We start from the raw sequence: 13178 nt of genomic DNA on the forward strand, positions 1-13178 counted from the left end.
TCATGAAAATAACGGTGGTGGGAACCGGCTATGTGGGATTGGTCACCGGTGCTTGTCTCGCCCAGGTCGGCAATCAGGTGCTTTGCGTCGATATTGATGCCGAAAAAGTTGCGCGCCTGCGCGAGGCGGAAGTGCCCATCTATGAACCGGACCTGCCGGGGATTGTTCAGGAGGGCGTCAAAAGCGGGAGGCTGCAGTTTACGACGGAAATTGCTGCTGGAGTGGCCCACGGGGATTTTATTTTCATTGCCGTAGGCACACCTCCTGAAGAGGATGGATCGGCCGACTTGCGCCATGTGCTGGCGGTTGCCGATGAAATCGGCGCGCATCTCCAAAATCCAGTCATCGTCATCAACAAATCGACGGTTCCCGTAGGTACGGCCCGCAAGGTCCAGGACCATATCGCGGCTGCTCTGCTCAAGCGTAAGGTAGAGATTCCCTTTGTCGTCGTTTCCAATCCCGAGTTTCTCAAGGAAGGTGCTGCCGTAGCCGACTTCATGAAACCCGACCGGATTGTGATCGGAACCAACGATGCAGCGGCGGCAGAGAAAATGCGCGCCCTTTATGCGCCTTTCAATCGCAATCATGATCGTCTTATCGTCATGGACCCGCCCTCAGCCGAACTGACCAAATACGCCGCCAATGTCATGCTGGCCACCAAGATTTCCCTGATGAATGAACTGGCCGGACTGGCGGAGTGCGTGGGAGCGGATATTGAACAGGTGCGGCGCGGTATAGGGGCGGATCCGCGCATTGGTTATTCCTTCATTTATCCCGGTTGTGGTTATGGCGGGTCCTGTTTTCCCAAGGATGTTCGTGCCCTCGAATATAGTGCCCGGCAGCATGATTTTGCGGCGCCGCTGCTGTCCGCTGTGGAAGCCGTCAATAATCGTCAGAAACAGATTCTCGAACAAAAACTGGTGGCAGTTCTGGGCGAAAATCTGGCCGGAAAAAATATTGCTGTTTGGGGATTAGCCTTCAAGCCCAATACCGATGACTTGCGTGAAGCACCCAGCCGGACATTGATGGCGGGTATCTGGAGACGCGGCGGCACTGTGCAGGCTTATGATCCGGTAGCGATGAATGAGGCCAGACGTCTGTATGGAGATCAACAGCACTTGACCTTTTGCGAAGACCCTTATGCGGCCTGCGATGGAGCGGATGCCTTGATTATTTGTACAGAATGGCAGGAATTTCGCAGCCCGGACTTCCGTAAAATGCGGCGCTTGTTACGCCAGAGCATTATTGTCGATGGCCGCAATATTTACGAACCCGCGATCATGCGTTCGGAAGGTTTCTTGTATTCTGCCATTGGACGTCCTTGAATGTGCCCGTCTTTGAATAGTCTCGATCAGGCCGAGGTAGCTATCATCGGTGACGTGATGCTGGACCGTTACTGGTTCGGCAAAGTAGAGCGGATTTCTCCGGAAGCGCCTGTACCTGTCGTCCAGGTCCGGCGGGAAGAAGAACGGCCGGGTGGAGCGGCCAATGTGGCACTCAATGTGGTGTCTTTAGGGGCGAAAGCTCATTTGCTGGCTCCAGTGGGTCAGGATGCGGCTGGCACCCAACTTTCTGTCCTACTGGAAAAGGCCGGCGTGCAGACCCGGTTGATTGCGGATGCCGCTTATCCAACCACCGTCAAACTGCGGGTCATCGGCCATCAGCAACAGTTGTTGCGCATGGATTTCGAATCTCAGCCCAGTCCCGAGCATGCTGCCATGATGCGCGCCGAGGCCCAGACCATATTGACGAATGCCGGAGCCTTGCTGCTCTCTGATTACGGGAAGGGTGCCTTGCGTGATGTGGAAATCCTCATTGCCGCAGGGCGGGCAGCAGATCTGCCGGTGTTGATTGATCCCAAGGGGCGGGATTATGGACCCTATACCGGAGCCACCATCATCACTCCCAATTTGAGCGAATTTCAGGCGGTGGCAGGGACCTGGAGCAATGAGACGGCATTTTTGTCCTTGGGAAAGGAATGGCGGCAAAAATTGCAGTTGGAAGCCCTATTGGTGACCCGGGGAGAAGAAGGGATGACCCTTTTTACTGAAAATGCCATCCACCATCACCCCGCCCAGGCGCGTGAGGTGTTTGATGTGACCGGCGCCGGTGATACGGTCATTGCTACCCTGGCGACGGCTCTGGCAGCGGGTTGGCCCATGGACCAAGCTGTAGAGCTGGCTAATCGCGCAGCGGGCATCGTGGTGGGTAAACTGGGCGCTGCGGTGGTCAGTCCTGAGGAACTCAGCACAGCGAGTGCGGGATGAACCCGGCTTTGCAACCTGTGGTGGCACCGCGCCTGCCCGTACCCAAACTCCTGCAGCGGCGGATTGGCCGGGCCGTAGCGGATTTTCGCATGATCCAGCCCGGCGACCGTATTTTGCTGGCTTTGTCCGGAGGCAAGGATTCCCTGACTTTGCTGCATATGTTGCGGGCCATGCAGCGCCAATTTTCGGTGCCCTTCGAATTGGGAGTAGCGACGGTGGATCCCATGAGTCCGGATTATGATCCCCAAGTGCTGGTTCCCTATATGGCGTCTTTGGAAATCCCCTATTTTCTTGAACGTCAGGATATTTATGAACGGGCCAAAAAACATCTGCTACGTCCGTCCTATTGCAGTTTTTGTGCGCGGATGCGACGGGGGGTGCTGTATCGCTGCGCCCGCCGCGAGGGCTACAATGTGCTGGCGCTGGGGCAACACCTCGATGATTTTGCCGAGAGTTTCTTCATGTCCATGTTTTACAATGGAGAAATGCGGACCATGAAAGCCCATTATCGGGTACGTGAAGGGGATTTACGGGTGATTCGCCCCTTGGTGTATTGCCGCGAACGGCAGATGCGCCAGCACGCCGAAGAACAGCAGCTTCCGGTGATTTATGAAAACTGCCCTGCCTGTTTTGGTAAACCCACGGAGCGCCAGCATATGAAAGAATTGCTGGCCCAACAGGAAATCCGTGATCCGCGTTTGTTCAAGCAGTTGCAGCGGGCCATGTTGCCGTTAATGCGCAAGGGCTTGGAAGATTTGAATTTTGAGGATGACCATGACTGATTTTTCGCAGAGCTTTTATTGGGAAACCCTGCCTTTGCGGGGCGCGCGCTGCCGTCTGGATGCCATCTATGCGCGGGTATTGCGGGATTTTCAGGGCCAGGCCGAAGTCGCCCAGTTGCTGGGTGAAGTCCTGGTTGGGCTGGCCTTACTGGCCACTACCCAGAAAAATTATGAACGCTTGATTATTCAGGCGCAGAGCAAGGGCCCATTGAAACTGCTGGTGGCGGAAATGACCGCTGCGGGCGGGATGCGCGCTTATGGAAGCTGGGAAGAGGGCGTATCGGTCGATTTATCGCAATTACCCGATGCCCTGTTGGCCATTACGATCGATATGGGCATGGATCGGGACCGCTATCAGGGTTTAGTCGAGCTCCGCGACAGTCTGACCCTGTCTCTGAATGCCTATTTTGCCGAATCGGTACAGTCACCTGCCTACTTCCGGCTCGTAGCAGACCCTTCGCTACAGCAGGCCGGGGGATACTTTCTGCAACGCCTGCCCGGCGTACTGGCGGAGGAAGATTGGGAATTGGCCACGCAATTTATCGCTGTTGGTTCAGATCAGTCTTTGCTGAAAGCGCATCCTCAGCAGTTCCTGCCGGAAATTTTTCCTGATTCCGCTGTGCGTTTGCATGAGCCCCAGGCGCTGAGTTTTGCCTGTTCCTGTTCCCGGGAAAAGGTAGAACGCATGCTGATTTCCCTGGGATCCGCAGAAGCCGAAGACACCCTGCGCAGTGAGGGGGCCATTGTGGTCACCTGCGAATATTGTCAGGAAGTCTATCGCTTTGATGAAGCGGATGTGGCGCTGCTCTTTGCCCCGGAACATGCTTTGCATTGATTTTGCAGTGGATCAAAAGCGCTGTGGCGTGGATACGGCTTCTAGGCTATTATACCGACTTGGGTCGACGATTGCTCAGGTTCAGCAACTTTTTTGGGACTGAATAGTCTAACCGTCAGTAAAAGGGGGCGACCGGCTTCGACGCAGGTCGCGAAGCCTTCGGTGCATGCAGAGCTGCGGTTTGCTCTTAAAACTGGTCGCAGATTCATAATTGCCAACGACAGCAATTACGCCCTCGCTGCTTAATCAGTGAGCCCTCTGCCCGGATTTGTCCGTGGATCCGGAGCCGAAAGGCGCGCGGAGGGTCATGAAACACGGGATCGGGTCTGTTCTAGTCTGTGGAGCTGATCCTAAATAAAAGCAGAATCGCCGTAGCATCATCCTGTTTGTCGGAGGGTGGCGCGGTTAAAGCCAATAGACAAACTACGCATGTAGATCCGGTGGTCTAGGTCTTGCGGACGCGGGTTCAATTCCCGCCGCCTCCACCATATACAAGGGTTCGGATAGTCTCCGGGCCCTTTTTCTTGCCTGAAATCCCCGCGCCGTGCGGGGGTGCGGCTACCTGAGCTGTGGGTGGTCATCAGCCGAAACGCCCGAAATTGATCACTTTCTCGGCCAGAGCCGTCTCTATCCTCTGTTTGGCCTGCGGGCAGGCGCAGATGAGTCTATATAAATCAACAAGTTACGTGTTCCTGTTCACCGTCAACCAAGGCCGGCAGTCACCAATACAACTAGACGATGTGCGTCACTTGTACTAACATGACAACAGTTGATCTAACAAAAGAGGTGCTGCCATGACTGCTGTTGCATCGTCGCCTTCCGCCCGCTCTGCCCGACTTGGGTTGCGTGCCACCTCCGAACAGGAGGCAGTGCTGCGTCGTGCCGCTGAGGTAGCCCACAAGTCGTTGACCGACTTTATCCTCGACAGCGCGTGCCTGGCCGCCGAGCAGACGCTGTTGGACCAACGATTGTTCATGGTCTCGGGCAGCCAGTATCAGGCCCTGATGGATCTGCTGGATCGCCCCGAACAGGCCAACGAGGGGTTGCGTGACCTGTTCGCTCGTAAGGCGCCTTGGTACGCGAAGTGACGTTGCGCGCCCTGGAGCCTCTGGCCGCGCCGCATCTGCTAGAGGGTTTTGATTGCGGCAAGCCCGCGCTGAATGACTGGCTGTTGCGCCACGCCCGCCAGGCGCAGGGTAGTGGCTCGGCCAAGACCTTTGTCGTTGCCGAGGAGGATGGCCGCGTGGCGGGCTACTTCAGCCTGACCGTGGGGCAGGTCGACACGCTGGAAGCGCCGGAGCGCATTCGCAAAGGGGTGGGGCAATACCCGTTGCCGGTGGTGATTCTGGCGAGGCTCGCTGTCTCGGTGGTGGACCAGGGGCGAGGGATAGGCTTTGGCCTGCTGCAGGACGCGATTCGTCGCACGATGCTAATTGCCGAGCAGGCCGGAATCCGTGCCATGCTGACCCATCCCATCGATGAAGAAGCGGCGAGGTTCTACACCAGATTCGGGTTCATTGCATCGCCGCTGCGCGAACAGCAACTTCTTTTGCTGCTCAAGGATGCAAGGAAGGTCGTCCAATGACGCAATCGACTGAGTTGACCAGCACGAGATGGCGGCTCCTGCGCGTGAGTCCATAGAGCGGGCGTTTGTCGACTGGTCGGGACGCCGGGAGCGGCCGACTGCGCGGGTTCAGCCGCTGCTCTACCTCCATGACCGTCAGCCCTCCGCCAGAGGCCCGCCGATCTGAGCTTCCGTCGCCCGTTGCAGATACTTGCCCACGGACCCCTTGGACAGCCCGCAGGCCCGGGCTATTTGCCGCTGGCTACAGCCGGCGGCATGTAATCGCAGGATCTTGATAATCGTTTTCATGGTCATCCTCGGTGTGGGCATGCTGGATCTCCTCTAAAAAAGACCCAGAATGCCGCTCAAGCCAATGAATGACCAATATGTTTTTTACTCTACAGACGAATTTCCGTAAGCCATTCTGGCATCGTGGGCACCGATTCTGGAAAATCGCGCAAACTGGCCCACGATCCGCCAGAATCACTGCCCACCATCGCCCAGAATCACCGCCCACGATGGGCCAGAATACGCAGTCTGATCACGCCGGTTCCCGCGATTGCCATTTCGGGAAATTGTCAGGACACCTCAGATCTCAGCCAGCGTGAGGGTGTTGATCTATCGAGGAGATGGCCAACGATTGTCGGGAAGCCAGGCGGATTTCCTGTTCGTCCAGAGCAATACGAATATTTTCCAGAAGCGTGCAGCGCGTTGCCCAGAAATCGCTGGCCTGCACCCAGGGCCGGGCAAATATTTGCACACCCGTATCCGTCAGCTCCAAGACTCCGACACTGAGAGCTGGATCGGTCAGGACGCGCTCTTCCTTTTGCAGAAGCGCGGTGACGAGCTCCAGGGTTCGCCGCAGATCGGCATCCAGGGCAATGCTGAAAACCAGATCAATTCGACGCTGCTCCAGTACCGAATAGTTGGTGATCACTCCACTAATAACCTTGCCATTGGGAACGGCAAGCAGACGGTTATCAGCACTGCGCAATCGGGTCTGAAAGAGATGCACCCGCTCAACCGTCCCGCTGACGCCAGCCACCTCCACGAAATCGTCCACCTTGTATGGACGAATGATCAACAAGAGTACCCCTGCGGCAAAATCCGCCAGCGATTTTTGCAGAGCCAGACCAACCGCCAGACCAGCCGCGCCCAACATGGCCAGCAAGGAGGTAGTTTGCACCCCCAGCTGGCCCAGTGCGGCAATGAGCACGACCAGATAAAGCCCTATCTTGATGATGGACTCCAAAAAACGTGCCACGGTCAGATCATGATGCACCCGTTCCAGCGCCCGTGCGGCAAAGCGGCCAATGCGCCGCGCCACCCAGAAACCCACGATCAGAATCAGCAGAGCTGCCAGCACGTGCAGTCCCCATGACCACAACTGTTTTTGTACAACAGCCAGGGAAGCAGCCGAAAAATGAGATTGTAGATCTGACATCAAATAGCTCCCGGTAAATGAAATATCTGTAGCCTATGGCCCAGAGCCCCGCCTGGCAAGACGGATTGAATGGTTGCAGAATGAACTTAAAGTATGTTGCGAATCCACAGCGCCGGGCGCTTTGCTATCGAGAATACTGAGCGCATGAGCACCTGCACGATCGATGCCTTGACGGCATTCCTGACAATGTTTCTTTTTTGCGCGAATATTCGTCATGAAATACTTTACTTAACCCCCAGTCATCGCTAACATGCCGCGCTTATGTTTTCCGCAAAAGCTCATAGCCTGCATATTGCCAAGGTGGCTGAAGTGGGGGATACCCTCGCTGGTGCTGTGGACCTTGTGCTTTGGACGCGCTTGGCGGCGGCCCTGAACCGGCTGGATGCCGTCCATGCGCATTTGGAGCTGCGCCGGACTGGCTCGGTGGTACAGGCAGAGGGCGTGCTGGAAGTGGAGGGCGAAATTCGCTGTGAGCGATGTCTGGGAAGTATGCCCCTGGCTTTGCAAGTCCCTGTACGTAGCGGTCTGGCAGAGTCTGAAGCGGCGGTTGTTGCCCTGAATCCGGATCTGGATGTGGTTTTGACCGAGAAGGGAGCAGTGGCACTACAGACCTGGTTGGAAGATGAAGTGTTGCTGGCCTTGCCGATGGTTCCGCGCTGTACGGAATGGCAATCCGGTATTTGTCCGGTATCCGGACTGGAAGCATTTGTTACTGTTCATTAATTGGAGAAAGTGAGACATGGCCGTTCCACAAAGTAAAACATCCCACTCGCGTCGCAATATGCGTCGCGCCCATGATTTTCTGGTGACCGTCAATCGTTCGGTGTGTGCCAATTGCGGCGCTGCCAAATTGCCCCATCACGTCTGCCCTGAGTGCGGATTCTACAAAGGCCGGGAAATGGTCAAGAAGTCTGGGGAAGCCTGAAAAACTTGCTGAGCGGGTTTGAATCGAGGTTGCCCCCATGCCGCATATAGCGGTAGATGCCATGAGTGGAGATAGTGGTCCATCGACGGTGATTCCTGCCATCAAGGATCTGGTGGCGCATCATCCTGAGGTCACTTTCCATCTGGTCGGCGACAGCAGCACACTCCAGGCTGAATTGCAGCGTCTGCATCTTCAGGATCATGAACGCATTCAGTTGCATCATGCCAGTCAAGTGGTCGGGATGGACGAGGCGCCTTCTCAGGCCCTGCGTGGCAAGCGGGATTCCTCCATGCATGTGGCCATTGCTCTGCTCCGGGACGGTCATGCCGATGCCGTGGTCAGCGCCGGAAACACAGGCGCCCTGATGGCCATGGGCAAGGTTTTTCTGCGCACCATCCCCGGCATTGACCGACCGGCTATTGCTGCTTTTCTGCCGACCACTACCGGACGTTTTCTGGCACTGGACCTGGGGGCCAATGTGGATTGTCATCCGGAGCATCTGCTGCAATTTGCCGTGATGGGTTCCATTCTGGCCGAGCGGGTGATGGGTGTTCCCAAGCCCCGGGTTGGGCTGCTCAATATTGGTTCCGAAGAAATCAAAGGCAATGAACAGGTCAAAGAGGCATCCCTACTGCTGCGGGCGGCGCGACTCAACTTTATAGGCAATGTGGAAGGGTCCGACATTTATCGCGGCGTAGCAGATGTGGTGGTCTGTGACGGTTTTGTCGGTAATGTGGCGTTAAAAACCTCCGAGGGCTTAGCCACCATGATCAGCCATGAAATGCGGGCCAGCTATACCCAGGGGCTGTACGGAAAACTGGCTTATCTGGTGAATCGCCCCATCTTGCAACGTTTGAGAAAGCGTCTAGACTCTCGGCAATATAACGGAGCAACCCTCCTGGGTCTCAATGGTATTGTCATCAAAAGTCATGGTAATGCCGATCGCTATGCGTTTGCCCGGGCAGTAGAAGTGGCCATTGCCGAGGCCAAGCATCGCCTGACCCTGCACATTGCCGAAGTCATTCAGGATAACCTTGATCCCGTGGTGCGAAACAGCGCGTGAATTCCATCTATAGTCGTATTGTCGCCACCGGCGGCTATCTGCCCGAGCGGGTCATGCATAATGCGGAGCTGGAGCAGATGGTCGATACCAGTGATGCCTGGATTTTTGAACGCACCGGCATCCGTTCCCGCCATATCGCCGCAGAAAATGAAAAAACCGTGGACATGGCGGAACAGGCCGCGCGGCAGGCCTTGCAGGATGCTGGAATGCAGCCCGAAGAACTGGATCTTATCATTGTCGCGACCACCACCCCGGATCAGATTTTTCCCAGTACCGCCTGTCTCTTGCAAGCCCGTTTGGGCAATCGCGGCGCTCCGGCTTTTGACGTGCAGGCGGTGTGTACAGGTTTTATTTACGCCCTGGCAACGGCCGACCAGTTCATGCGCAGCGGTACCGTCAAAAACGCGCTGGTAGTGGGGGTGGAAAGCATGTCCCGGATTGTGGACTGGTCTGATCGCTCCACCTGCATTTTGTTCGGGGATGGCGCGGGTGCGGTCGTGTTACGGGCGGACGCGCAGCCGGGCATCATCTCTACCCACCTGCATGCCGATGGTGCCTACGCCGAGTTATTGCAGGTTCCTGAAGGTCGGGAGCAACTGACCATGCAGGGGAATGCCGTGTTTCGCATGGCGGTGCGGACCCTGGGTGACATCGTCCAGGAAACCCTGACAAAAAATAACCTGAAACCTGAAGATATTGATTGGCTGGTACCCCATCAGGCAAACATCCGCATCATCCAGGCGACCGCCGACAAATTGCAGCTCCCCATGGATCGGGTAGTGACGACTGTGGAACATCATGGTAATACTTCTGCAGCATCGGTGCCTTTGGCGCTGGATGACGCTGCCAGGAGAGGATGTTTCAAAGCGGGACAGAATATTCTGCTGGAAGCTTTCGGCGGCGGTTTTACTTGGGGTTCAGCTTTATTGCGTTGGTCTTGAAGTTTTCGGTGGCAGCTCGCGTCGGCTGACAGTTTGCTTTTGGAGGAGGTTCGTTTGCACGGCTCTATCGCCTTTGTGTTTCCCGGACAAGGTTCCCAGTCCATTCAAATGCTCGCCGATCTGGCGTCTACTCATCCTTTGGTGCAGGAAGTGTTTGCCGAGGCTTCCGAAGTACTGGGAGAAGATCTCTGGGCACTCAGTCAGCAGGGCCCTGTGGAAAAGCTCAACCAGACCCGCTGGACCCAGCCGCTGATGCTGGCGGCCGGGTACGCCGTATATCGGGTTTGGGAAGAGGAGGGCGGCGCTTATCCGGATTTTGTCGCCGGTCATTCCCTCGGCGAATATACCGCCCTGGTGGTTGCTGAAGCCCTGGATTACAAGGATGCCGTGCGCCTGGTCGCAGAACGTGGTCGCTTGATGCAGGAAGCCGTGCCCGAAGGTGTCGGCGCCATGGCGGCGGTCATTGGTCTGGCGGATGATGATCTCAAACGCTTATGTACCCAGGAGGCCCAGGGCAACGTCCTGGCTGCTGCCAACTTTAATGCCCCGGGGCAGGTGGTGGTGGCGGGTGAGGCGGTAGCTGTGGAAAGGTTGGTGGAAGCCGCTCGCAATGCCGGTGCCAAGCGGGTCGTCATGCTTCCGGTCAGTGTCCCCAGCCATTGCAGTTTGATGACGGAAGCAGCCGGGCAATTTGCTGAGATCCTGGAGTCCGTGTCCTTTCGCGCTCCCAAAGCCATGCTGATCCATAATGCCGATGTGCAGACGCATACCACCCCCGAAAGCATCCGGGCGGCACTCGCCAAGCAGTTGTACAGCCCGGTGCGCTGGACGGATAGTATTCGCCATCTGGCGCGTCAGGGCGCCCTGACTTTTGTGGAGATGGGGCCCGGGCGGGTTTTGTCCGGTCTGGGTAAACGCATCGAGCCCTCCCTGACCATGCTGCATGTGGAAGATGGCAAAAGCCTCAAGGCCACGTTGGAGCTGGTCTGATGGAAGCGCGTACTGATAAAACCGTGGCGCTGGTGACCGGCGGCAGTCGTGGTATTGGCCAGGAAGTCGCCCGGGTGCTCGGCCGGGATGGAAATTTTGTGATTGCCACCGCAACGAGCAGCAAGGGTGCCGAAGCGATTACGGCAGATTTTGCGGCGATAGGCATTCAAGGGCTGGGAGTGGTTCTGGATGTGACCGATGATGTGGCGATGGATGACTGTCTGAAGCAGATCCAGAGTCAGTACGGGGCTCCCGCCATTCTCGTCAATAATGCCGGCATTACCCGTGACCAGCTGCTCCTGCGCATGAAGGATGAAGACTGGGACGCGGTCATGGCCACCAATTTGCGCGCCGTCTATCGCCTCAGCAAAATCTGTGTGCGCGATATGCTTAAGGCGCGTTTTGGACGTATAATCAATATCACCTCGGTAGTGGGTAGTATGGGCAATGCCGGACAGAGTAATTATGCCGCTGCCAAGGCCGGAGTGGCGGGATTCACCCGAGCCATGGCGCGGGAAGTGGCCGCTCGCCAGGTGACGGTCAACTGTGTGGCTCCCGGTTTTATTACCACCGATATGACAGAAGGTCTGTCCGAGGCGCACAAGGAAGCATTGCTGCAGCAGATTCCGGCAGGCCGCCTGGGTGCTGTGGCCGACGTAGCGGGGGCCGTGGCGTATCTGGCCAGTCCCCAGGCAGGCTACGTCACTGGACAGATTCTGCATGTCAATGGTGGTATGTGGATGGGATAGGACGGTGTTGGCTTTACAGGACTGCACCCCTGTGGTCCAATCTCGCCGACAATAATTTTTAACCAGCAAAGGAGTTTCTCCCAAATGGAAAATGTGGCTGAACGCGTAAAGAAAGTGGTAGTCGAGCAGTTGGGTGTGAATGAAGATGAAGTGACCAATGAAGCTTCCTTTGTGGATGATCTGGGCGCTGATTCTCTGGATACCGTAGAACTGGTCATGGCCCTCGAAGAAGAATTTGACTGCGAAATTCCCGATGAAGAAGCCGAAAAAATTGCTACGGTACAGCAGGCTATTGATTATGTGACTGCCCACATGCCCGCCAAGGATGCCTGAACAGCGATTCGTTTAAGGTTCATGAGGAGAACTGAGCTTTGAAGAAGCGCGTAGTCATTACGGGACTGGGTATTGTCTCGCCGGTTGGCATCGGCATTCCGGCTGCATGGGATGCCATTGTCCAGGGACGCAGTGGTATCGGCCGCGTTACGCGTATTGATCCCGGTCCCTACAGCTCGCAAATTGCCGGAGAAGTACGTGATTTTGATATCACCCAGTACATTTCCGGCAAGGATGCCAAAAAAATGGATTTATTTATCCATTACGGTATCGTCGCGGCGATGGAAGCCATTGAAGATGCGGGTCTGAAAATCAGTCCGGACATTGCCGAACGGGTGGGCGTATCCATCGGCAGCGGTATTGGTGGTTTGCCCGGCATCGAATCGGAGCATCAGATTGTGACCGAAAGCGGTCCTCGCCGTATTTCTCCGTTTTTCATTCCGCGTTGTATTGTGAACATGGTCGCCGGGCATATTTCCATCATGTATGGCGCCAAGGGTCCCAATATTGCCATGGCGACGGCCTGCTCCACAGGCACCCATTCCATTGGTGATGCGGCGCGCCTCATTGAGTACGGAGATGCCGATGTCATGATTGCCGGCGGTGCCGAAGCCGCCATCAGTCCCCTGGGACTGGGTGGTTTCTCGGCGGCGCGGGCGCTCTCCACCCGCAATGATGCCCCGGAAAAGGCCAGTCGCCCTTGGGACAAGGACCGTGATGGTTTTGTGCTGGGAGAAGGTGCCGGTGTTTTGGTGCTGGAAGAATATGAATTCGCCAGACGCCGTGGCGCCCGGATTTACGGTGAACTGGCGGGTTACGGTATGAGTTCTGACGCCTATCATATGACCCAACCCGCTGCCGGAGGGGAGGGTGCCGCCCGCTGTATGCGGGTAGCGCTGCACAATGCCGGTATTGCCCCCGAACAGGTGAGCTATATCAATGCCCACGGTACTTCCACTCCCTTGGGTGACCGGGCGGAGACGGAAGCCGTTCATGCGGTATTTGGTGACCATGCCCGCTCTCTGGCCATGAGCTCCACCAAGTCCATGACCGGTCATCTGCTGGGCGCGGCGGGTGGCGTGGAAGCGGTGTTTACCACCCTGGCCCTGCATCACGGAATATTGCCGCCGACTATCAACCTCGAAGCGGCAGATGAAGGCTGCGATCTGGATTATGTGCCATTACAGGCGCGCAAGCAGACGGTTGATGTGGCTCTGAGTAATTCCTTCGGTTTTGGTGGGACCAACAGCACCCTCGTATTTCGCCGCCATAGCGACTGATTCCT

At 56.5% G+C, this 13178-nt stretch carries 15 protein-coding genes, 1 other RNA gene and 1 pseudogene; 15 read left to right on the forward strand and 2 right to left on the reverse strand.

Going from position 1 to position 13178, the window contains the following annotated elements; genetic code table 11:
* The first annotated feature begins 2 nt into the window (after positions 1-2).
* The 7 genes from B1757_RS12030 (at position 3) to B1757_RS12060 (ending at position 5469) form a co-directional block, all read left to right on the forward strand.
* Positions 3-1325 carry a UDP-glucose dehydrogenase family protein gene (locus B1757_RS12030; RefSeq protein WP_101538530.1) on the forward strand — a complete coding sequence of 441 codons (1323 nt, stop codon included), beginning with the start codon at positions 3-5 and terminating at the stop codon, positions 1323-1325.
* A 12-nt stretch (positions 1326-1337) separates the two neighbouring features.
* Entirely contained in the window at positions 1338-2267 is a 930-nt protein-coding gene (rfaE1, locus tag B1757_RS12035) for a D-glycero-beta-D-manno-heptose-7-phosphate kinase (RefSeq protein WP_253253844.1), read from the forward strand.
* The gene (locus tag B1757_RS12040; RefSeq protein ID WP_101538532.1) at positions 2264-3049 is read left to right on the forward strand and encodes a PP-loop family protein; all 786 of its coding nucleotides are present in this window, start codon (positions 2264-2266) and stop codon (positions 3047-3049) included. Before rfaE1 ends, B1757_RS12040 begins: the two co-directional genes overlap by 4 nt.
* Positions 3042-3884, forward strand: a complete 843-nt coding sequence (hslO, locus tag B1757_RS12045; protein ID WP_101538533.1) for an Hsp33 family molecular chaperone HslO — start codon at positions 3042-3044, stop codon at positions 3882-3884. The genes B1757_RS12040 and hslO overlap by 8 nt, the downstream gene beginning before the upstream one ends.
* Positions 3885-4008: 124 nt before the next feature.
* Positions 4009-4372: a transfer-messenger RNA gene (gene ssrA, locus B1757_RS12050) on the forward strand.
* A 306-nt stretch (positions 4373-4678) separates the two neighbouring features.
* Positions 4679-4972: a type II toxin-antitoxin system TacA family antitoxin gene (locus tag B1757_RS12055; RefSeq protein WP_101538534.1), complete on the forward strand. Its 294-nt coding sequence runs from the start codon at positions 4679-4681 to the stop codon at positions 4970-4972.
* Complete coding sequence (locus B1757_RS12060; RefSeq protein WP_101538535.1) at positions 4969-5469, forward strand: GNAT family N-acetyltransferase; 501 nt, start codon at positions 4969-4971, stop codon at positions 5467-5469. Before B1757_RS12055 ends, B1757_RS12060 begins: the two co-directional genes overlap by 4 nt.
* A gap of 147 nt (positions 5470-5616) precedes the next feature.
* On the opposite strand, the pseudogene B1757_RS12065 reads toward B1757_RS12060, so the two are convergent.
* Positions 5617-5757, reverse strand: a pseudogene (locus B1757_RS12065) (sigma factor-like helix-turn-helix DNA-binding protein); the annotation flags it as partial.
* 286 nt (positions 5758-6043) lie between these two features.
* Entirely contained in the window at positions 6044-6892 is an 849-nt protein-coding gene (locus tag B1757_RS12070) for a mechanosensitive ion channel family protein (RefSeq protein ID WP_101538537.1), read from the reverse strand.
* Positions 6893-7153: 261 nt separating this feature from the next.
* Here B1757_RS12070 and B1757_RS12075 point away from each other — a divergent pair, with 261 nt between their 5' ends.
* The 8 genes from B1757_RS12075 (at position 7154) to fabF (ending at position 13173) form a co-directional block, all read left to right on the forward strand.
* On the forward strand, positions 7154-7615 hold the full coding sequence (locus tag B1757_RS12075) for a YceD family protein (RefSeq protein WP_101538538.1): 462 nt from the start codon (positions 7154-7156) through the stop codon (positions 7613-7615).
* Between the two features lie 16 nt (positions 7616-7631).
* A complete protein-coding gene (gene rpmF / locus B1757_RS12080) occupies positions 7632-7817 on the forward strand; it encodes a 50S ribosomal protein L32 (protein ID WP_101538539.1) in 186 nt (61 codons plus the stop codon).
* A gap of 37 nt (positions 7818-7854) precedes the next feature.
* Entirely contained in the window at positions 7855-8880 is a 1026-nt protein-coding gene (gene plsX, locus B1757_RS12085) for a phosphate acyltransferase PlsX (protein ID WP_101538540.1), read from the forward strand.
* On the forward strand, positions 8877-9821 hold the full coding sequence (locus B1757_RS12090) for a beta-ketoacyl-ACP synthase III (RefSeq protein WP_101538541.1): 945 nt from the start codon (positions 8877-8879) through the stop codon (positions 9819-9821). The genes plsX and B1757_RS12090 overlap by 4 nt, the downstream gene beginning before the upstream one ends.
* Positions 9822-9875: 54 nt before the next feature.
* Positions 9876-10811, forward strand: a complete 936-nt coding sequence (gene fabD / locus B1757_RS12095; protein WP_101538542.1) for an ACP S-malonyltransferase — start codon at positions 9876-9878, stop codon at positions 10809-10811.
* Positions 10811-11560, forward strand: coding sequence for a 3-oxoacyl-ACP reductase FabG (fabG, locus tag B1757_RS12100; RefSeq protein WP_101538543.1), 750 nt, complete (start codon positions 10811-10813; stop codon positions 11558-11560). The genes fabD and fabG overlap by 1 nt, the downstream gene beginning before the upstream one ends.
* Positions 11561-11644: 84 nt before the next feature.
* Entirely contained in the window at positions 11645-11893 is a 249-nt protein-coding gene (gene acpP, locus B1757_RS12105) for an acyl carrier protein (protein ID WP_101538544.1), read from the forward strand.
* A 38-nt stretch (positions 11894-11931) separates the two neighbouring features.
* The gene (fabF, locus tag B1757_RS12110; protein WP_101538545.1) at positions 11932-13173 is read left to right on the forward strand and encodes a beta-ketoacyl-ACP synthase II; all 1242 of its coding nucleotides are present in this window, start codon (positions 11932-11934) and stop codon (positions 13171-13173) included.
* Positions 13174-13178: the final 5 nt, after the last annotated feature.

Origin of the sequence: Acidithiobacillus marinus (assembly GCF_002847505.1) — a bacterium.
Lineage (GTDB): Bacteria > Pseudomonadota > Gammaproteobacteria > Acidithiobacillales > Acidithiobacillaceae > Acidithiobacillus > Acidithiobacillus marinus.

Excerpts from the sequence above, each read along its gene's own strand:
- B1757_RS12075 (WP_101538538.1), top strand. The coding sequence starts at position 7,154 with ATGTTTTCCGCAAAAGCTCATAGCCTGCATATTGCCAAGGTGGCTGAA.
- plsX (WP_101538540.1), top strand. The coding sequence starts at position 7,855 with ATGCCGCATATAGCGGTAGATGCCATGAGTGGAGATAGTGGTCCATCG.
- hslO (WP_101538533.1), top strand. The coding sequence starts at position 3,042 with ATGACTGATTTTTCGCAGAGCTTTTATTGGGAAACCCTGCCTTTGCGG.
- rpmF (WP_101538539.1), top strand. The coding sequence starts at position 7,632 with ATGGCCGTTCCACAAAGTAAAACATCCCACTCGCGTCGCAATATGCGT.
- B1757_RS12055 (WP_101538534.1), top strand. The coding sequence starts at position 4,679 with ATGACTGCTGTTGCATCGTCGCCTTCCGCCCGCTCTGCCCGACTTGGG.
- acpP (WP_101538544.1), top strand. The coding sequence starts at position 11,645 with ATGGAAAATGTGGCTGAACGCGTAAAGAAAGTGGTAGTCGAGCAGTTG.
- B1757_RS12040 (WP_101538532.1), top strand. The coding sequence starts at position 2,264 with ATGAACCCGGCTTTGCAACCTGTGGTGGCACCGCGCCTGCCCGTACCC.
- B1757_RS12070 (WP_101538537.1), bottom strand. The coding sequence starts at position 6,892 with ATGTCAGATCTACAATCTCATTTTTCGGCTGCTTCCCTGGCTGTTGTA.
- fabG (WP_101538543.1), top strand. The coding sequence starts at position 10,811 with ATGGAAGCGCGTACTGATAAAACCGTGGCGCTGGTGACCGGCGGCAGT.
- B1757_RS12030 (WP_101538530.1), top strand. The coding sequence starts at position 3 with ATGAAAATAACGGTGGTGGGAACCGGCTATGTGGGATTGGTCACCGGT.